At 63.6% G+C, this 18,879-nt stretch carries 16 protein-coding genes; 3 read left to right on the forward strand and 13 right to left on the reverse strand.

All coding sequences use genetic code 11. The features are described from left to right. Positions 1-297: 297 nt before the first annotated feature. From CK226_RS18980 to CK226_RS19040, 13 genes are all read right to left on the reverse strand, one after another. Complete coding sequence (locus CK226_RS18980) at positions 298-3,156, reverse strand: nitrate reductase (RefSeq protein WP_095792707.1); 2,859 nt, start codon at positions 3,154-3,156, stop codon at positions 298-300. Between the two features lie 2 nt (positions 3,157-3,158). Beyond that, the gene (gene nirD, locus CK226_RS18985) at positions 3,159-3,488 is read right to left on the reverse strand and encodes a nitrite reductase small subunit NirD (RefSeq protein ID WP_095792708.1); all 330 of its coding nucleotides are present in this window, start codon (positions 3,486-3,488) and stop codon (positions 3,159-3,161) included. Between the two features lie 211 nt (positions 3,489-3,699). Further along, the gene (gene nirB, locus CK226_RS18990; protein ID WP_095792709.1) at positions 3,700-6,150 is read right to left on the reverse strand and encodes a nitrite reductase large subunit NirB; all 2,451 of its coding nucleotides are present in this window, start codon (positions 6,148-6,150) and stop codon (positions 3,700-3,702) included. Positions 6,151-6,160: 10 nt separating this feature from the next. After that, positions 6,161-7,402: a nitrate/nitrite transporter gene (locus CK226_RS18995; RefSeq protein WP_179295813.1), complete on the reverse strand. Its 1,242-nt coding sequence runs from the start codon at positions 7,400-7,402 to the stop codon at positions 6,161-6,163. Positions 7,403-7,518: 116 nt separating this feature from the next. Continuing rightward, positions 7,519-7,854, reverse strand: a complete 336-nt coding sequence (locus CK226_RS35565; protein ID WP_245437779.1) for a hypothetical protein — start codon at positions 7,852-7,854, stop codon at positions 7,519-7,521. Between the two features lie 253 nt (positions 7,855-8,107). Then, complete coding sequence (locus CK226_RS19005; protein ID WP_095792710.1) at positions 8,108-8,905, reverse strand: ABC transporter ATP-binding protein; 798 nt, start codon at positions 8,903-8,905, stop codon at positions 8,108-8,110. Positions 8,906-8,915: 10 nt separating this feature from the next. Next, a complete protein-coding gene (ntrB, locus tag CK226_RS19010; RefSeq protein ID WP_095792711.1) occupies positions 8,916-9,809 on the reverse strand; it encodes a nitrate ABC transporter permease in 894 nt (297 codons plus the stop codon). 53 nt (positions 9,810-9,862) lie between these two features. Next, positions 9,863-11,179, reverse strand: coding sequence for a CmpA/NrtA family ABC transporter substrate-binding protein (locus CK226_RS19015; RefSeq protein ID WP_095792741.1), 1,317 nt, complete (start codon positions 11,177-11,179; stop codon positions 9,863-9,865). A gap of 357 nt (positions 11,180-11,536) precedes the next feature. Next, complete coding sequence (locus CK226_RS19020; RefSeq protein WP_095772702.1) at positions 11,537-12,775, reverse strand: CmpA/NrtA family ABC transporter substrate-binding protein; 1,239 nt, start codon at positions 12,773-12,775, stop codon at positions 11,537-11,539. Continuing rightward, complete coding sequence (locus CK226_RS19025) at positions 12,772-13,374, reverse strand: ANTAR domain-containing response regulator (protein WP_032931485.1); 603 nt, start codon at positions 13,372-13,374, stop codon at positions 12,772-12,774. Before CK226_RS19025 ends, CK226_RS19020 begins: the two co-directional genes overlap by 4 nt. Positions 13,375-13,492: 118 nt before the next feature. Continuing rightward, complete coding sequence (locus tag CK226_RS19030) at positions 13,493-13,813, reverse strand: hypothetical protein (RefSeq protein WP_095772750.1); 321 nt, start codon at positions 13,811-13,813, stop codon at positions 13,493-13,495. Positions 13,814-13,890: 77 nt separating this feature from the next. Next, complete coding sequence (locus CK226_RS19035) at positions 13,891-14,745, reverse strand: endonuclease/exonuclease/phosphatase family protein (RefSeq protein ID WP_095772751.1); 855 nt, start codon at positions 14,743-14,745, stop codon at positions 13,891-13,893. Between the two features lie 184 nt (positions 14,746-14,929). Further along, positions 14,930-16,393 carry a phosphatidylserine/phosphatidylglycerophosphate/cardiolipin synthase family protein gene (locus tag CK226_RS19040; RefSeq protein WP_095772703.1) on the reverse strand — a complete coding sequence of 488 codons (1,464 nt, stop codon included), beginning with the start codon at positions 16,391-16,393 and terminating at the stop codon, positions 14,930-14,932. Between the two features lie 313 nt (positions 16,394-16,706). On the opposite strand from CK226_RS19040, the gene CK226_RS19045 reads away from it, so the two are divergent. The 3 genes from CK226_RS19045 to CK226_RS19055 all read left to right on the forward strand — a co-directional run bounded on the left by CK226_RS19045 (position 16,707) and on the right by CK226_RS19055 (position 18,846). Further along, on the forward strand, positions 16,707-16,901 hold the full coding sequence (locus tag CK226_RS19045; protein ID WP_095772704.1) for a hypothetical protein: 195 nt from the start codon (positions 16,707-16,709) through the stop codon (positions 16,899-16,901). Positions 16,902-17,269: 368 nt separating this feature from the next. Beyond that, the gene (locus CK226_RS19050; protein ID WP_245437780.1) at positions 17,270-18,133 is read left to right on the forward strand and encodes an AraC family transcriptional regulator; all 864 of its coding nucleotides are present in this window, start codon (positions 17,270-17,272) and stop codon (positions 18,131-18,133) included. 362 nt (positions 18,134-18,495) lie between these two features. After that, on the forward strand, positions 18,496-18,846 hold the full coding sequence (locus tag CK226_RS19055) for an AraC family transcriptional regulator (RefSeq protein ID WP_245437781.1): 351 nt from the start codon (positions 18,496-18,498) through the stop codon (positions 18,844-18,846). The last annotated feature ends 33 nt before the right edge of the window (positions 18,847-18,879 follow it).

Raw genomic sequence — 18,879 nt, forward strand, 5'->3', positions numbered from 1 at the left:
CAGCCGAGGCATGGATCGAGAGTGGCGGGTTCGTGGTTCAGTCCGCTAACTGATTGCTATGGCTTGGAAAACCTCTCGCAACGATAGCCAGGCGAACGGCTGCCCGTTGAAGGGCGACCTGTGCGTCCTGGCCCTCCTTGAAATTCACCTGGATGAGCGGGTAGGTGACCATTTCTAATTGCTGGTCCACGGTGGCATCACCCCATCCACCAATATGGTCGAAGCCTGAAGTCGAATTAACAGTTGGTCAGGTTTGGCGTGGCCTCGCGGACAGCTCAAATCATACAGGATTGCGGCTCACTCGGCCGCTTGAACGCGGCCAGCCTGGATGAGGGCGCGGATCTCGGACCGGCAGGAGCCGCAATTGGTGCCGGCCTTCAGCGCGCCGCCGATGGCTTCGACAGTGGTGCAGCCGGCCATCACCGCGGCCACGATCTGGTTGGCCCCGACGTTGAAGCAGGAACAGACGGTGGCGCCGGCATCCGGCCGTTCGGCACCGGCGCGGCCGGCGACGATCCTGAAGCGCTCGGGCTGGCTGGCGTGGACCTCTTCGAGCTGTTCGGCCGCCCAGCCGCGCGACACCGCAACCGGGCCCCGGGCGACGAACAAAGCACCCGTGAGGTGCTCACCGTCGAAGGCAGCGATGCGGTGCTGGCCGGCGTCGCGGTCGTGATAGGCAAGCATTTCGGCCGAAGGAGCCTCGAAAAGCGAGCCGGCGAAGGCTGTCCAGTCCGCGTCGTCGTCGGCAAAGGCAAGCTCGACCCGCCATCCGCCCCTGCAACGAGCGACCGCCCAATAGTCAGCAGCAATCGCCTCGGGACGGCGGCGCATCACGGCGAAACCAAAGGCCTTTGCGGCAAATTTCTCGATACGGGCCGCGACATGTTTCAACGCCGGCTGACCTGAAACCGGATCGATGAGCGGTGCGGTCAATGCGTCGAGCCGGCCTTTTGCCGCGAACTGATCGGTCCAGTGCATCGGCGCGAAGACGCTGCCTTGGCGCTGGCGTGACGTGATCAAGGCGCGGACCAGTACGTCGCCACGCGGGCTGGAGATCCGCACGATGTCGGCGTCGCCGATGCCGTGGTGCTGCGCGTCCACGGGATGGATTTCGACAAAGGGCTCGGCGATGTGCTGGGACAGACGCGGGCTTTTGCCGGTGCGCGTCATGGTGTGCCAGTGGTCGCGGATGCGGCCGGTGTTGAGGATGAGCGGGAAGTCGGCGGCGGTGCGGGTTTCCGTGGTGGCGCGGATGGCGATGAAGCGGGCTTTACGGTCGGGTGTGTAGAAGTGGCCGTTGGCGAAGAAACGCGCGGGTTGCTGCTCCGTCGTGCTGTTCGCTTGTTGCGAATGTCGAGCTTGATCGCCCCCCTCTGTCCTGCCGGACATCTCCCCTTCAGGGAGGGGGATAGGCAGCTTCGACGCTGGCTCTCCCGTTGCAACCTTGGAGATTGACGAAAGCCGGGACAACAGCTGATCTCGCCCCTTGAGGAGATGGCCGGCCGGCCAGAGGGGGGTGCCTTGGCTCGGCGCTGGCCATTGGAAAGGCTCAAGCGCTGCATAGGTCTCATCATCGACACTTGCATAAGCGCCAATATCGAAATCCCGCGCACCGTCATTCTCGAACCCGGACAGGGCGGCATGCTCGCCAAAAATTTCCGCCGGCGTCTCATGCCCGAACGCCTCGGCAAGACCCATCCGCCGCGCCACCTCCGCGATGATCCACCAGTCGGGCCTCGCCTCGCCGGGCGCCGCCAGAAACGACCGCTGGCGCGAGATGCGGCGCTCCGAATTGGTGACGGTGCCGTCCTTTTCGCCCCAGGCGGCGGCGGGCAGCCTGACATGGGCATGATGCACCGTGTCCGTGCTGGCCAGCACGTCCGAAACCACAACGAACGGGCAAGCCTTGATTGCCGCTTCGACGGCGTCTGCGTCCGGCATCGAATCGACCGGGTTGGTGGCCATGATCCACAGCGCCTTGATGCGCCCGTCGGCCACGGCTTGAAACATCTCGACGGCCTTCAGCCCGGGTTTTTGCGCGATGTCGGGCGCATTCCAGAAGCGCTGGACGCGATCGCGGTGTTCGGGATTTTCGATCTCCATATGGGCAGCGAGCATGTTGGCCATGCCGCCGACCTCGCGACCGCCCATGGCGTTGGGTTGGCCGGTCACCGAGAACGGGCCGGTTCCCGGTTTGCCTATGCGGCCGGTGGCGAGATGGCAGTTGATGATGGCGTTGACCTTGTCGGTGCCGGACGACGACTGGTTCACGCCCTGGCTGTAAACGGTCACCGTCTTCGCGGTCGCGGCGAACAGGCTGTAGAAGCGGGCAAGCTCGTCTTCGCTCAGGCCTGTTGCGGTGGCAACACTGGTGAGATCGAGCGCCGATGCTGCAAAAAGAGCTTGTCCGAAGCCGGTCGTATGCTCTGTGATATAGGCGCGGTCGAGCGCATTGTGCTGGCCGAGCCAGGCGAGCAGGCCGGTGAACAGGGCGACGTCGCCATCGGGCGCGATCGCCAGATGCATGTCGGCGATATCAGATGTCATGGTGCGGCGCGGATCGACCAGCACGATCTTCATCTCCGGCCGCTTTTCCCGGGCCGCCGCGATGCGCTGGTAGAGCACGGGATGACACCAGGCGAGGTTGGAGCCGACCAGCACGATCAGGTCGGCGCGTTCCAGATCCTCATAGGTTCCCGGCACCGTGTCGGAGCCGAAGGCGCGGCGGTGGCCGGCGACGGACGAGGCCATGCACAGGCGCGAATTGGTGTCGATGTTGGCCGAGCCGATGAAGCCCTTCATCAGCTTGTTGGCGAGGTAGTAATCCTCGGTCAGCAGTTGCCCCGAGACATAGAAGGCGACCGCATCCGGTCCGTGCTCGGCAATGGTCCGCGAGAAAGTCGAAGCGACGATGTCGAGCGCCTCGTTCCAGCCTGTCCGGCGGCCGTGGATTTCGGGATGAAGCAGCCTGCCGTCGAGACCGATAGTCTCGGCCAGGGCGGAACCCTTGGAGCAGAGCCGGCCGAAATTCGCGGGATGATCGGGGTCGCCGCGGACAGACACCTGCCCGTCCGCGGCGACTTTCGCCAGCACGCCGCAGCCCACCCCGCAATAGGGGCAAGTGGTCCTCACCTCGCGTGCTGCGTCGATCTCCATGGTCAGGCGGCGCGGCTGGCCAGCGCTTCCAGCGCCAGGAACAGGCGCTCGCCCTCGACCTTGACCGGGATGGTGCGTACTGCGCCTTCGTCAACGCCGAGCGCCTTGCCTGTCTCCAGCGAGATCACCCAATTGTGCAGGGGGCAGGTCACCGCCGCGCCATGGACGATGCCTTGGCTCAGCGGCCCGCCCTTGTGCGGGCAATGGTCGTCGATGGCATAGACCTGATCGTCCTGGGTGCGGAAGACGGCGACCTTGCCTTGCGGGGTGGCGACACAGCGCGCACCACGGCGGGGGATTTCGGAGATGGTGCCGATGGCGATCCAGTTCATTGGGCTGCCTTTGCTTGATAGGATTGCGCCAAGGCACCCCCCTCTGTCCTGCCGGACATCTCCCCCTCAAGGGGGGAGATTGGCAGCCTCGATGACGGCGACCGTCCTGCGACGTTGGAGATTGGCGAAAGCCGAAACGACATTCGATCTCCCCCCTTGAGGGGGAGATGGCCGGCAGGCCAGAGGGGGGTGCTTCGCGCAAACATCTCCATCACTCCGCCGCCTGCGCAAACCCGACCGAAGCCATCGGCCGAAACTCGTGCTTGTCCTTGCCGGAGACGCGTTCCGACCACGGGTCGACCTGGGCGAATTTCTGGGAGAAGACGAAGCGGTCGTAATAGGCCTTGCGCTTGGCATCGTCGTCCATGATCTGGCGCTTGATCTCGGGGATGCCGATGCGCTTGGCCCATTTGTAGATGCGTTCGAGATAGCGGCCCTGCTCGCGGTACATCTGCGTCAGTGCCACGATATGCTCCAGCGCCTCGTCCTCGGTCTTCACAAGGCCGAGCACTTCGGTGCCCTTGATGTCGAGCCCTGCCGCTCCGGCGAAATGGATCTCGTAGCCAGAATCGACGCAGATGACGCCGACATCCTTGCAGGTCGCCTCGGCGCAGTTGCGCGGGCAGCCCGACACCGCCATCTTGACCTTGGCCGGGGTCCACGAGCCCCACATGAATTTCTCGATACGGATGCCCAGCCCCGTCGAATCCTGCGTGCCGAAGCGGCACCAGTCGGAGCCGACGCAGGTCTTCACCGTGCGCAGGCCCTTGGCGTAGGCGTGGCCGGAGACGAAGCCGGCCTGGCCGAGATCGGCCCACACCGCCGGCAGGTCCTCCTTGCGAATGCCGAGCATGTCGATGCGCTGGCCGCCGGTGACCTTGACCATCGGGATCTCGAACTTGTCTACGACGTCGGCGATGGCACGCAGTTCTGCGGCGTTGGTGACGCCGCCCCACATGCGCGGCACCACCGAATAGGTGCCGTCCTTCTGGATGTTGGCATGCACCCGCTCGTTGATGAAGCGCGACTGGTAGTCGTCGGCGTAGTCGTCCGGCCAGTCGCAGACGAGGTAGTAGTTGAGCGCCGGACGGCATTTGGCGCAGCCGCAGGAGGTCTTCCACTCCAGTTCCTGCATGACGGCGGGAATGGTCTTGAGGTGCTTTGCCTTGATCAGCCGGCGCACCTCGTCGTGGCCGAGCGTGGTGCAGGAGCACATGGGCTGCACGGCCGCAGGGTTGTATGTGTCGCCGAGCGTCAGCACCATCAGCTTCTCGACCAGCCCGGTGCAGGAACCGCAGGAGGCGGACGCCTTGGTGTGCGCCCTGACATCGTCGAGCGAGGTCAGGCCCTTGGCCGTGATAGCGCCTGTGATCTTGCCCTTGCAGACGCCGTTGCAGCCGCAGATTTCCGCATCATCCGGCAAGGCTGCAACGGCCGCCATAGGGTCCAGCGGGGCACCCCCCTGATAGGACTGGCCGAAGATCAAGGTATCGCGCATCTCCGATATGTCGGTCTGCTTCTTCTTCAGGTCGTTGAACCAGGCGCCATCCGCCGTCTCGCCATAGAGCACGGTGCCGATGATGCGGTCGTCCTTCAGAACGAGCCGCTTGTAGACGCCGGCTGCTGCGTCGCGCAGCACGATTTCCTGGCGGTCCTCGCCCTCGGCAAAGTCGCCAAGCGAGAACAGCTCGATACCGGTGACCTTGAGCTTGGTCGGCGTGTCCGAATGGACGAAGGCGGCGGCCTCGTTGCCGGCAAGCTGGTGGGCGGCAACGCGCGCCATCTCGTAGAGCGGCGCGACCAGCCCATAGACCATGCCGTTGACCTCGGCGCATTCGCCGAGCGCGTAGATGTCGGGGTCGTTGCTGCGCATGCCGGCATCGACGACGATGCCTCTGTTGACGGCGATGCCAGCCTCCTTGGCCAGCGTCGCGTTCGGCCTGATGCCGACGGCCATCACCACCAGCGTCGCCGGAATGACGGTGCCGTCGGCGAGTTCCACCTGCTCGACCTTGCCGTTGCCGGTGACTGCCTGGGTGTTGGCCTTGGTGATGACCTTGATGCCGCGTTGCTCCACCGCGCGCTGCAGCAGGTAGCCGGCGGCCGGATCGAGCTGGCGCTCCATCAGCGTCGGCATGACATGCAGCACGGTGACGTCCATGCCTTGCGCGTTGAGGCCCGCCGCCGCCTCCAAGCCGAGCAGCCCGCCGCCTATGACGACCGCCTTGGCCCGCGACTGGGCGGCCAGCATCATGGCTCGCACGTCGTCGAGATCGCGGTAGGTCAGCACGCCGGGCAGGTTGTGGCCCGGCACCGGAATGATGAACGGCACCGAGCCGGTGGCGATGACGAGCTTGTCGTAGGGCTCGGTTACGCCATGGTCGGAGGTGACGGTTTTCGCCTGCCGGTCGATGGCAACGATCTTGTGACCCTTGTAGAGGGTGATGCCATGCTTGATGTACCAGCCGTCACCATGGATGATGATCTCCTCATAATCCTTTTCGCCCGACAGCACCGGCGACAGCATGATGCGGTCATAATTGACGCGGGGCTCGGCGTTGAAGATGGTGACGGCGTAGCGGCCCGGCGCCTGCTCGAGGAGGTGCTCCAGCATGCGCCCGGGGGCCATGCCGTTGCCGATGATGACGAGTTTTTCTGTCATGTCCGCTCTCTCACTCAGCCGCGTAGGAAAGGGGTGAAACTTCGGCGGATGCCGCGCGCTCCATGCGCCGGATGGAGACATGCATCCAGGCAAGGCAGGTGGCGACGATGACGAACAGCAGCATGAAGCAGCTCGACCACACGCCTGTGAGGTCGTTGAGCGCGCCGAAGGCGATTGGCAGGATGAAGCCGCCGAGCCCGCCGATCATGCCCACCACACCACCGACCGCGCCGACATTCTGCGGATAGTAGGCCGGGATGTGCTTGTACACCGCGGCCTTGCCGAGGCTCATGAAGAAGCCGAGCACGCAGGCGACGGCGATGAAGGCGAGCGGGCCGATCTCGAAATGGAAGGCGATCGGCCCGCTAATGCCGCGCACGACATAGTCTGCCGAGGGGAGAGACAGAACGAGAGTCGCGACGGCACTGACGGCGAACGTCGAATAAAGCACGGTGCGGGCACCGATCCGGTCGGAAAGCACGCCGCCATAGGCGCGGAAGACGCTTGCGGGAATTGAATAGGCCGCACCGATCATGCCGGCGGTCGCAAGCCCGAAGCCGTAGACGCCGATCAGGTAGCGCGGCAGCCAGAGCGACAGCGCCACGAACGCGCCAAAGGCGAAGAAATAGTAGAAGGCGAAGCGCCAGACCTGCACATTCTTGAGCGGCGCGAATTCCTGCCAGAAGCTTCTCGTGGGTGTTGCCTTGCCGGCGCGGCGCTCGCGGATGACGGGATCATCGCCGGTGGTGAACCAGAAGATGGCGGCCATGACGACGAGCGCTGCGGCCCAGATCAGCGCCACCGACTGCCAGCCCCAGGAGAGAAGCACGAAGGGCGCCAGGAACTTGGTGACCGCGGCCCCGACATTGCCGGCACCGAAGATGCCGAGGGCCGTGCCCTGCCTGTCTGCGGGGAAGAAGCGCGAGACATAGGACACGCCGACGGCGAAGGAGCCGCCGGCGAGCCCGACGCCAAGCGCGGCGACCAGCATCTGCCCGTAGGTGTGCGCGAAAGCCAGCAGGAAGGTCGCCGCCGCCGCCGCAAGCATGGTCGCAGTGTAGACCAGCCGTCCGCCAAAGCGGTCGGTCCAGACGCCGAGCACCATGCGCACGAGCGAACCGGTGAGGATCGGCGTGCCGACGAGCAGGCCGAACTGCGTCTCGTTCAGCCCGAGATCCTGCTTTATGCGCACGCCGATGATTGAAAAGATCGTCCACACCGCGAAGCATACGGTGAAGGCGATGGTGGACATCACAAGCGCCTGCCGGGGGGCATTGTCCTGGCTGGGCGGGGCTGGGAGATTTGCGGTCAATGTCTGGCTCCGGTCTGCGGCGTGGGAGGCACCGCGGATATTTTGTGGGTGAATGATCAGCGGCGCGGCATCGATGGATGCAACGACACGGAGTTCGCGACGGTCAGGTCCTTGCCTTGAATCTTGGCGCCTGTCGGAAACAGCAGGAGCGCGGCGGTGAACAGTGCCGCCGTCAGCGCGCTGCTGGCCAGAAAATCCCGCCGCGTGAAGTCCGCGAGGGACGCGCCAGTTCCGATCCGTTTGGTCATCGTCGTCTCCTTTTGGGCGCCGCTTGGGCCAGCGCCGTCGATCGCGCGAAAAACAAAAAAAGCCGCCGGCCAGGTCTTCGCGCGTCCGTCCATCCTGGATCGCGCATTGACCTGAGCGGCAGCTTTGCCTGTGGCGCCCGTCATTGGACGCCGTGTCACTTGGCCCTTGCGGGCCTATGTTCTGAAATGCAGGAAGCGTGCCAATTCGAGAGCTCCCTGGATTATCGAATGAAATCAATGTGAACCGTAGCCGAACGACTTTTGACCAAGCGCGGCAGCGGATCAAAGATTAGTCAGAATGCCTTGCACGGCAGCATAATATTTGTGCAGTGCGGTAGGCTGCCTATTACCGATGCACATTGCCAATTGCCGATGATTGCGCTTTTCGGTCATGGCCTTACTCGGCGGCTGCGACGAAGCGGTGGCGTTCGTAGAGGAACTTCAGCACCGCCTCACGGCAGCGCAGGAAGGTCCGGTCGGAAGAAAGTTCGACGCGCCGGCGTGGGCGCGCCAGCGGCACCGCAAGCACCTCGCCGATGGTCGCTGCCGGACCGTTGGTCATCATGACGATGCGGTCGGAGAGCAGCACCGCCTCGTCGACATCGTGGGTGATCATGATCGTCGTCGAGCCCAGCCTGGAATGAATGTCCATCACGGCATCCTGCAGATGGGCGCGCGTCAGCGCATCGAGCGCGCCGAACGGCTCGTCGAGCAGCAGGATCTTCGGCTCCATGGCGAGCGCCCGGGCGATGCCGACGCGCTGCTTCATGCCGCCCGAGATTTCCGCCGGGCGCTTGTCCCTGGCGTGCGCCATCTGCACGAGGTCGAGATTGCGCATGATCCAGTCATGCCGCTCGGCCTTGCTTTTGCTTCGGCCAAAGACTTTCGACACCGCCAGGTTGATGTTCTCGTAGACGGTCAGCCAGGGCAGCAGCGAGTGGTTCTGGAATACCACGGCACGCTCGGGGCCGGGGCAGTCGACTTCCTTGTTCTCGAGCAGCACGGCACCGGCGGACACCTTGGTCAGGCCGGCGATCAGGTTGAGCAAGGTCGACTTGCCGCAGCCGGAATGGCCGATGATGGAGACGAATTCGCCCTTGTCGATGGTCAGCCGGATGTCTTTCAGCACCTCGGTGACCTGGCCGCCGCGGGCGAAGGTTTTGTCGATATGGTCGAGTTTCAGATAGGCGGTCATCGCGCTGTCCTCACTTTGCCGTAGTGCCGCGGGTGACGAAGGCACCGACGCCAGCGACCAGGCGGTCGAGGCAGAAGCCGGTGACGCCGATATAGGCGAGCGCGACGATGATGTCGGGCAGCCGCGACGAATTCCATGCGTCCCAGATGAAGAAGCCGATGCCTACGCCGCCGGTCAGCATTTCGGCGGCGACGATGGCGAGCCAGGACAGGCCGATGCCGATCCTCAAGCCGGTGAAGATATAGGGTGCTGCGGCCGGCACCATGATCTTGACGAAGAACTCGAACGGGTTGAGCCGCAGGATGAGGGCGACGTTGCGGTAGTCCTGCGGGATGTTGCGCACGCCGACGGCGGTGTTGATGATGATCGGCCAGATCGACGTGATGAAGATGACGAACAGCGCCGACGGGCTGGAATCGCGGAACGCCGCCAGCGACAGCGGCAGCCAGGCCAGCGGCGGCACGGTGCGAAGGATCTGGAACACCGGATCGAGGCCGCGCATCGCCCAGATCGACTGGCCGACCAGCGCACCGAGCGCCACGCCGACGATCGCCGCCAGGCCAAAGCCGATGGCGACGCGCTGCAGCGAGATCAGCACCCGCCAGGCCAGTCCGATATCCTGCGGGCCATTGTCGAAGAACGGATGCGCGATCAGGTCATAGGCCTCGTTCCACACCTGACTCGGCGGCGGCAGGCTGGCGGTCGGTGACGAGCAGGCGACCTGCCAGACGACGAGCAGGAGGGCGATGACGACGGCAGGCGGCACCAGCGCCGTCGCGACCTTGCCGGCAATGGCGAGCGGGTCGATGCGGCGTCGGCTCTTGGCTGTGAACGCAACCAGTTCGGCGGCGGGCTTTGCCGGAAACGCCTTCACCTTGGTGTCCTCGATGGTTTGGATGGACATGTCTTGGAAACACTCCTGGGCGCTGGGCGACAACGGCGCGAGTGCCGTTGGGCCTAAGCCGATGCCTTGATCTTCAGGCTGTCGAGATAGGCGGACGGGTTGGCCGGATCGAAGACCTTGCCGTCGAAGAACGTCTCGACGCCACGCGACGAGGAGGCCGGAATGTCGGCCGCCGCCACGCCGAGGTCCTTGGCTGCCTCGCGCCAGAGATCCTCGCGGTTGACCTGATCGACCAACGCCTTGACGTCGGTGGTCGGTGCGAATTTGCCCCAGCGGATGTTCTCGGCGAGGAACCAAGAATCATGGCTCTTGAAGGGGTAGGAAACGCCGCCCTTCCAGAACTTCATGTAGAGATCGGTACCGTTGGCGACGCGGCCATTGCCATAGTTGATGTCGCCCTTGAGGCGGCCGATGATGTCGGCGACCGGCACGTTCATCCATTGCCGCTTGCCGATGATGGCGGCCATCTCGTCCTTGTTCTCCTTGGCCTCGCACCATTGCTGGGCTTCCATGACGGCCATCAGGATCGCCTTGGTGGCGTTCGGGTTCTTCTCGATGAATTCGGCGCGCAGGCCGAGCGCCTTTTCCGGATGGCCTTTCCACAATTCGCCCGTGGTGGCGGCGGTGAAGCCGACGCCCTGGTGGACGAGCTGCTCGTTCCACGGCTCGCCGACGCAGAAGACGTCCATGTTGCCGACCTTCATGTTGGCCACCATTTGCGGCGGCGGCACGACGATGGTCGAGACGTCCTTGTCGGGATCGATGCCGCCGGCGGCCAGCCAGTAGCGCAGCCAGAGGTCATGCGTGCCGCCCGGGAAGGTCATGGCGGCCTTCACTTCCTTGCCGGCGGCCTTCTTGGCGGCGAAGGTCTCCTTCAACTTTGAGGCGTCGAGGCCGACACCGGTGCCGGCATATTCCTGCGCGACCGAGATGCCCTGGCAGTCGTAGTTGAGCCGCGCCACGATCGCCATCGGCATGGGCTGGTTGTTCTGCGTCACCTTGCCGGTGTGCATGAGGTAAGGCAGCGGCGTCAGTATGTGGGCGCCGTCGATGCCGTTGGCGGCACCGCCAAGCATCAAATTGTCGCGCGTCGCACCCCAGGAGGCCTGCTTCAGCACCTCGACATCGGGCATGCCGAATTTGGCGAACAGACCTTTCTCCTTGGCGACCATCAGGGGCGCGGCATCGGTCAGCGCGATGAAGCCGAGCTTGGCGCCGGTGACTTCCGGCGCGGCGGTCGTGGCATAGGCGCCCGAGGGGAGCAGCGCACGCGCGGCCGCCAGGGTTGCCGCGGTGGCAGCACCTGCCATCAGAAAACCGCGACGGGTCATGCCCTCAAGAGAGGTTTCAGTCTTGATGCGTTTCGTCATCGTCATCTCCCGTTGGGCACTGCTCGGATCAGCGCCGTCGATTGCGTGTTCGGTCAAAACAAAAAAGCCACCGGCCAGGCCGCGCGCGTCCGTCCATCCGGGATCGCGTGTTGACCTGAGCGGCAGCTTTGCCTGTAGCGCCCGCCATTGGACGCCTGTTACGTGACCCGAGAAGGGTCTGCCTATTGCAATGCAGGAACCGTGCCAGTTTCGGAGCAGATGACAAACACAAATAAAATCAACTATATAGTACAGCTATCGGCGCAAGAACCCGCAGGGTGGACAAGCCAAAGATTGTTCATGGGTGCAAATGCACGCACAATTTTTGTGCAATGCACAATAGTGGCGCGGAAATGATCAGGCTTCCGTGCGGGCCGATTTCTGGCGCGCTATGTAGGTGTCGATCTCATCGGGATCGAAGATCTGGCCGTCGAAGAAACCGTCCGGGCCGAGCACCAGGCCGGCGCCGGTCGCGCCGACCGCGGTGGCGACCTTGAGCGCGCCCTCGACCTTCGCATTGGCCCCGGGAAGCGCGACACCGAGCGGCTTCAGCGCCGAGCGGTAGAGGTCGGGCCGGTAGCAATCCCGGGCGATGGCGAGATTGTCAGGCGTGTGCGCGACATGCCCCCAGCGCACCATCTGCGTGTAGAACCACAGCGCATGGCTCTTCCACGGAAAGTTCGCGGCCTTGTCGAAGGGCAGGAAGAAGTCGTCGACATCCAGCTCCGCTCCGCCGCCCAATCGGAGATGGCCGGTCAGGATCGGCATCTGCACGGCCGGCGGCAAGCCGAGGAAGCGGGCCTGCGCCATCACCGCGGCCAATTCGGCGTGGTTGGCCGGGTCCTGGCACCAGCGCGCCGAATGATGCAGCGCGCGCAGCAGCGCCGCCAGAGCCTCCGGTTTCTCGTCGGCCCAGGCCTTGCGCACCCCGATCACCTTCTCCGGGCTGTTGCGCCATATCTGCGCCTTGACGGTGACGATATGGCCGGTGCCGGCGGCGACCGCAGCGCTGTTCCAGGGTTCGCCGACGCAGTAGCCGTCGATGCGTCCAGTGGCGAGCGCGTCGGCCATGAAGGGCGGCGGCACGATGACGATCTCGATTTCGCGGTCGGGATCGATGCCGCAAGCGGCGAGCCAGTAGCGCAGTTCGTAATTGTGCCCGGAATGCGGGTGCACCACGGCAAAGCGCAGCGGTTCGCGGCGCGCGGCCGCCCGATCGCGAATGAATGCGCGCAGGGCCGCGCCGGCGCGCGCGGGATCGAGATCGGGTTGGGCGCCATGCGCCGCCATGCCGGCCCAGACAGCGTTGGAGATGGTGACGCAATTGCCGCCGAGCCCGAGCGAGAACGGCACGATGGTCTCGGAAGCGAGCGGCGTCAGCCCGAGATTGCAGGCGAGCGGCATGGGCCCCAGCATATGCGCGAGATCGAAATGGCCGATAGCGATGCGGTCGCGAATGTTGGCCCAGGACGTCTCGCGGTGCAGCGTCAGCTCAATGTCTTCGCGGGCGGCGAAGCCAAGCTCGCTCGCGGCCACCAGCACGGCGCTGTCGAAAAGCGGCATGAAGCCGGCGGTGATCTGATGGCTCATGCTCATTCGTCCTCCGCCGGCCCCAGCAGCCCGGCAGCGGTCACCAGGCTCTGGGCGATGTCGCTGATCTTGCGGTTCTGGTTCATCGCCGTCTTGCGCAGCAGCGTGTAGGCGGCCTCTTCGGAGAGGCCGCGCGACTTCATCAGTATGCCCTTGGCGCGATCGATGACCTTGCGGCTCTCGAGTTCGCTGCGCGCCTCTTCCAATTCGCGCGCCATGCGCGAGAAGGCATTGAAGCGGCTCACCGCCATGTCGAGGATCGGCTTGACACGCTCTTGCCGCAGGCCATCGACGACATAGGCCGACACGCCGGCATCGACCGCAGCCTCGATCGAGGCCTGGTCGGACCGGTCGACGAACATGGCGATCGGGCGCTTCACGGCGCGCGACAGCTGGAACATGTTTTCCAGCATGTCGCGGTTAGGGTTTTCGAGGTCGATGACGATGACGTCGGGTTCGATCTCGGCGATCCGCCGCGCAATGCCGGTCACGTCATGGATGACAGTGACAAGCTGATGGCCGGCCTCGCGCAGGCCGGCCTCGATGATCGAGGCACGGATGCGATTTTCATCGATCACCAGGACGGCTAGGGAGGATCGGACCATGCCTGCATTGTGGGGAAGGTCGCGAAATTGTGCAATGCGGCATAGCCACGTCCTTGAAAGGAATGTGGCCATGCCGCCGCCGAGGACTACGTCCTGTCAGAACGGGGTAAGGCGTGGGTTAGCCGCAAACGCGAACGTCTTCGACCACCCTATGGTGGTGGCGCCAATGCACGACTGTTTCCAAATGGCAGCGATGGTGCCGGTGGTAACGCCGATATTGGCCATAATTATCGTACTGAACGCTCTGGTCGTCCTCATATTGGTTGTCATAGCGCCGGTCATGGTGCCGGCGAATAACGATCCCGCCATTGTCGGAATCGTCTGGTGAATATTGGTTGCCGTCGTCGGACTGGATAATCACACTTGCAGCTTGCGTCGGCGCAATGACCGATGCAGTTGCGGCCAATGCCAAAAGGGACGCTAAAATCAACTTTTTCATTTTGTCCTCCTGCGCGTTCAACACATATAAACTTGACACATAAACTCGCGGATGACCCGGAGCGTTCCACTGTAGATCTACACGCTTTGCGACGCCGGGGACATCATGGCGTTATCGGCGGAAACCATGTGGTCCAGGCGAACGAAGGCCGTGAGCGGCAGATGGTCGGAGGCGACGCGCGAAAGCGGCGTGTCATGGGCTTCGACCGCTGCGATCATTCCGTGCCGATTGGTCATGATCCGGTCGAGCGCCAAAAGCGGCAGGTTCGAGGGGAAGGTGGGCACCGCCGGTGGCTGAGGCCCGAACGTCGCGTGCAGCGTGTTGAGCGCCGAGCGGTTGCCGAGCCGCCATTCGTTGAGGTCGCCGAGCAGCAAGGTCGGCTTTTCATCGGCGCTGCTCATGATGTCCAGCACGACACGGGCCTGTTGCGAGCGCGAGTGGCGCAGCAGGCCGAGATGGGCGGCGATGATGCGCAAGGTGCGGTTTCCGTCGAGGTCGATCTCCGCCACCACCGCGCCGCGCGGTTCCAGGCCCGGAAGCCTGATCTGATGCACGTCACGGACGACGCCCTTCTTGAACAGGAGGACATTGCCGTGCCAGCCATGGCCCTTGCCGGTCGCTGAAATCGGCACCGGCACCAGGCCGGTTTCCCGCTCGAGGCGGGGCAGGTCGAGAAGCCCGTCACGGTCGCCGAAACGGTTGTCCGCTTCCTGCAGCGCGATGACGTCGGGGTCGATTTCGCGGATGACGCGGCTGGTGCGCTCGGGATCGAATTTGCGGTCAACGCCGATGCATTTGTGGACGTTGTAGGAGGCAACCAAGGTGCCTGTGGTGGCGGTTGCCTTGTGCGCAGCCGCGTTTGCCTTGCGCATCCGCCTGTCGCGAATGGACAAAAGCATGGTTGCCGGGAGGCTGCGTCCGTTCATCCGCACCGTGTGCCTGCCATGCCTGCTGGTCTCACCATGCACCTCAAATAGAGTCTTTGCGCTTATGTTCCACGGCCGACACCAAACTATCCGTCAAACACGTCGTTTTGTTAAAGCCTATCCAGAGATAGGGTGAGCACCCATCCAGAGATAGGGTGAGAACCCATCTAGAGATAGGGTGAGAACCCATCTAGAGATAGGGCGATCCCAGCCACAGGATGCGGTCGAACAGCCGGATGATGAAGGGGCGGGCCCGCAAGGAGTCCAGCGTGACGGGACTGGCCGTTTCGATTGCCGATCCGATCCGGGCTTCGATCTCGCGGGCAAAGCCTGCATCGAGGACCTCCAGATCGATCTCGAAGTTCAACCGCAGCGACCGGGCGTCGAGGTTGGACGAGCCGACATAGGCCCACACGCCGTCGATCGACAGCAGCTTGGAATGGTCGAATGGGCCCTCCGTGCGCCATATGCGGCAATAATTCTTCAGGATCTGGTCGAATTGCGCGGTCATGGCGCGGTCGACGAGGAAGAGATTGTTGACCGCCGGCACCACGACATCGATCTCAACGCCGCGCCGGGCGGCGGTGATCAAGGCGCTGATCAGTTCGCGGTCGGGCAGGAAATAGGGCGACATCAGGCGGATCGACTTGCGCGCCACCGAGAAGGCGCCGATCAGCAGCTTGTGGTTGGTCTCATTGCTGGCATCCGGCCCGGATGCGACCGCCCGCACCAGCATCGGCTGGCCGGGTGCCGGCGACAGCGGGGCAATTCGCCAGGCATCGCCCTTCAGCGCTTCGTTGGTGGCGAAGCGCCAGTCTTCGGCAGCGACCGAGAACAGGTCGGCGACGACAGGTCCGGTGACCTTGAAATGCGTGTCCCTGGCGCTGTTGGAGCCTGCGAACTCGGCCGAAAAGCCCTTGCGGATGTTCATGCCGCCGGTGAAGGCAACGATGCCGTCGACCACAAGGATCTTCCGGTGGGTCCGGAGATTGGCGTAGGGCAGGCGCAGGCCTATGACGATGTTGCCGTTGAAGACATCGGCGGGGATGTTGGCGCGGCGCAGATGGCCGAGGATGCTGGGAACGGAGTAACGGGCACCGACGGCGTCGATCAGCACGCGAACGGTGACGCCGCGCTGGACGGCACCGGCCAGCGATTCCACGAAAAGCAGGCCGACGGCGTCATTGTCGAAAATATAGGTCTCGAGCAGGACGCTGCGCTCGGCGCCGTCGATCGCCGCGCACATGGCGGCATAGGCCTCGTCGCCAGTCTCCAGCACGTCGATGGCATTGCCGGGGTTGAGGGCGCGCCGCGCCACCCTGTCGCCCAGCGTCCGCAGGCCGGTGAAGCGCTGACCGTAGCGCTCGACGATCAGGGCCTCCTCGGCGGCGATGTCGCGCTCGTCCTTGGCGGATACCGCGTCGCCGGTGAGCGGACGCTGCGCCGTGATCGTGGCGCGGCGGATGCGGTTGATGCCGGCCACGGCATAGATCAGCACGCCAAGAATCGGTGACAGCACCATCACGCCGACCCAGCCGGTGGCGGCGCGCACGTCCTCCTTGGTCATGACGGCGTGGGCGATGCCGACGGTCGCCATCACCACCGAGATGATCGCCAGGATTTGGGTCCAGTGAGTCGCAATGGTCTCGAACATTGCCGGGACTATCCAGCGAGCGGTTGCAGAAGGCAATGCGGCCGGTTCATGCCTCGCATTCGGCGGATGGCGGTTGCCGCCTGGCCGAGGATATCTAGCCCCAGTCAGGGTTTGCACCAATTAATTCCCCCTGAACGCCCGCCTTCGAAAACCAACTTGACACGAGGGAAAGCAAAGAGACGGCGTGGTCCTGCATCGTCCTGTGCTGCCCTTGTGGCCCAAGGCTTCCTGTACTTTGGTATCACATCTGTTGTATATCAGCGGGAACGAAATTAGCGGTATAAAACTTGATCCGAGGCGGGAGGGGCGCCGAATGACGAAATTCAACTTCGAGGGGCCTCCCGTGGGGGATGGCGACCTGTCTGCCGAATGCCAGCGCCAGTTGCTGCCTCCCCTCCGTGAGATCGTCCAGGCGGCGGTCGCGGCAGGCTGGAACCGCGACGATGTCCTTCTGGCCTTTGTCGAACTCACCTGGGATCTGTACGAGAAACGTCGCGGTGATCTGTAGCAGCCGGCCGTAGCCGGTCGGCTCGGCGCCCCGTCGTGCCTGGCCGCCGATCTCGGCGCCAAAAAAATGAAGATGGATTCGCCGAAGCCGCGCCCACGGGTGACAAACGGATCTCAGGGATGGCGAAGATCGGCCATCGCCCTGAAATAGAATGCTCGCCAACTTCGTCGATCGGTCATTTTTTCTCTCTTTTCGCGAATAAGAATTTTTCTTTGCGCATGAGAGTTCTTCCCTAGCCGAGACGCCTGCGTTACGTTGGTTACGGGGTGGGGCAAGGGGATTTCAGGCGGCGGCAGGCGGCTGAGGCAACGCAAATGAAAAATGCGGACGAAGCTCGGGAAAGCGGCGTTTCCCGAGGCGTCGATCGGGTGGCCCGATATGTCCTGGACATCATTCCAGAAAGTGCCGGTCCCAGAAGAGCCACCGCACGTGGCAGCGTCATCCATTCCGTCCGCGGCCCAGGCTCGCAGACGTTCCTGGCCAGGGAACATTCCGCGGGCATCGTGCTGAGGCCCGGGCGCAAATTCAGAGCCTCGCTCGGCACCGACAGAGTTACAGAATACGATGCGCCGGTCGGATGCCTCATCATCAATCCCGCTGGAGTCGACAGCACCTTCGCCTGGACGCAGACCAGGGAAAACGCTGTCGTTTCCATCTCTCCCGAAGCGCTGTCGGAGCTGGCCGCGCACGAATTCGATCGCTCCGACTTGGAGCTCGAGCCGCCTGCGTTCGGCAAGGTCGACCTGAGGGCGCTCAACATCGCCCAGATGATCACCGCGGAGCTGACCGGCACGCTGCCGCCGAACGAGCTCTACCTGGACTCGCTGCTCACCGTGTTCGGCGTGCATCTGCTGCGCACCTACACCGGCCGCAGCCGGCGGACCGCGTCGCCCAAGGGCGGGCTCTCCGCCGCCGGCGCCCGACGCGTGCGCGAATATCTCGACGAGAATTTCGCGCGAAAGGTCATGGTCGCCGAGCTGGCTTCGGTCGCGGGGGTTTCGCCCAATCATTTCATAGCAAGGTTCGCCAGCACGTTCGGCATGCCGCCGCACCGATACCTGATCAACCTGCGCCTGGACTTCGCGGAAAAGTTACTCGTTGACGGCGAGCTCGCAATCGCCGAAGTCGCCTACCTCGCAGGGTTTTCGGATCAGAGTCATCTGGCCGCGACCATGAAGAAGTACAGGGGCAGAACACCGACCATGACCGGATATGCGCCGGGCAGAAACTGAAAGCCCGGGATGGCAAAGTGGCAACACCTGCCGTCCGATAATCCAAGACCGGAATTTTCTACTAAGCTTCCGGAGTTTTCCAAAATACGTCCGTCGCCACAATGCCGCAGGCATTACGGGAGTCATTCGAAATAGCATGCAGCCTGTGCATTATTCGCCATCTGGCCGGACTGATCGAATGAACCGGAGCGACAATGCGGCCACAGCTCGATCAATCACGAATTGTTTTTGGGGGGAACGGGGAGGGCGGTCTCGGGTTGAATTCCATCTGCGAAATATCAAGGGACCGAAAGATGCGGTCTGATGATGGCCCTCCGGGATCGGCATCCGGACCCGGTCCCGCGCGACAGCCGGCGCTGAACGTGAAAGGCGGCCTTTCCGCCCACAGCGCGCGCAAGGTGCAGGATTTCCTGGATCAGAATTTTACACGCAAGATAGCGCTTGCCGAAATGGCAGCGGTTTGCGGGCTGTCATCCTACCATTTCGTGCGGGCTTTCTCGCGGACGTTCGGGGTGCCGCCGCATCAATATGTGCTTGATCTGCGGTTGGACTTCGCTGAGAGGCTGCTTGCCGAAAGCCGCATGACGATCACCGATATCGCCCATTTGAGCGGCTTTTCGAGTCAGAGCCATTTTACTACCGTGATGAAGAAATACCGGCGATTGACGCCTTTGCAGGCTCGCTTCGGCAAGCTTAATTCGAAGCTTAGGTGATATATTGACCGCTTAATTGTTTTACTTTGCCTT

This window comes from Mesorhizobium sp. WSM4311, assembly GCF_002295115.1.
Taxonomy (GTDB): Bacteria; Pseudomonadota; Alphaproteobacteria; order Rhizobiales; family Rhizobiaceae; genus Mesorhizobium.

What these genes read in the sequence shown, in the direction of transcription:
- CK226_RS19020 (WP_095772702.1), bottom strand. Translation starts at nt 12,775, where the DNA reads ATGAGCATGAGCCATCAGATCACCGCCGGCTTCATGCCGCTTTTCGAC.
- CK226_RS35565 (WP_245437779.1), bottom strand. Translation starts at nt 7,854, where the DNA reads ATGACGGGCGCCACAGGCAAAGCTGCCGCTCAGGTCAATGCGCGATCC.
- CK226_RS19025 (WP_032931485.1), bottom strand. Translation starts at nt 13,374, where the DNA reads ATGGTCCGATCCTCCCTAGCCGTCCTGGTGATCGATGAAAATCGCATC.
- nirB (WP_095792709.1), bottom strand. Translation starts at nt 6,150, where the DNA reads ATGACAGAAAAACTCGTCATCATCGGCAACGGCATGGCCCCCGGGCGC.
- CK226_RS19005 (WP_095792710.1), bottom strand. Translation starts at nt 8,905, where the DNA reads ATGACCGCCTATCTGAAACTCGACCATATCGACAAAACCTTCGCCCGC.
- CK226_RS19045 (WP_095772704.1), top strand. Translation starts at nt 16,707, where the DNA reads ATGACGAAATTCAACTTCGAGGGGCCTCCCGTGGGGGATGGCGACCTG.
- CK226_RS18980 (WP_095792707.1), bottom strand. Translation starts at nt 3,156, where the DNA reads ATGGAGATCGACGCAGCACGCGAGGTGAGGACCACTTGCCCCTATTGC.
- CK226_RS19030 (WP_095772750.1), bottom strand. Translation starts at nt 13,813, where the DNA reads ATGAAAAAGTTGATTTTAGCGTCCCTTTTGGCATTGGCCGCAACTGCA.
- CK226_RS19040 (WP_095772703.1), bottom strand. Translation starts at nt 16,393, where the DNA reads ATGTTCGAGACCATTGCGACTCACTGGACCCAAATCCTGGCGATCATC.
- CK226_RS19015 (WP_095792741.1), bottom strand. Translation starts at nt 11,179, where the DNA reads ATGACGAAACGCATCAAGACTGAAACCTCTCTTGAGGGCATGACCCGT.
- nirD (WP_095792708.1), bottom strand. Translation starts at nt 3,488, where the DNA reads ATGAACTGGATCGCCATCGGCACCATCTCCGAAATCCCCCGCCGTGGT.
- ntrB (WP_095792711.1), bottom strand. Translation starts at nt 9,809, where the DNA reads ATGTCCATCCAAACCATCGAGGACACCAAGGTGAAGGCGTTTCCGGCA.
- CK226_RS18995 (WP_179295813.1), bottom strand. Translation starts at nt 7,402, where the DNA reads ATGTCCACCATCGCCTTCACCGTATGCTTCGCGGTGTGGACGATCTTT.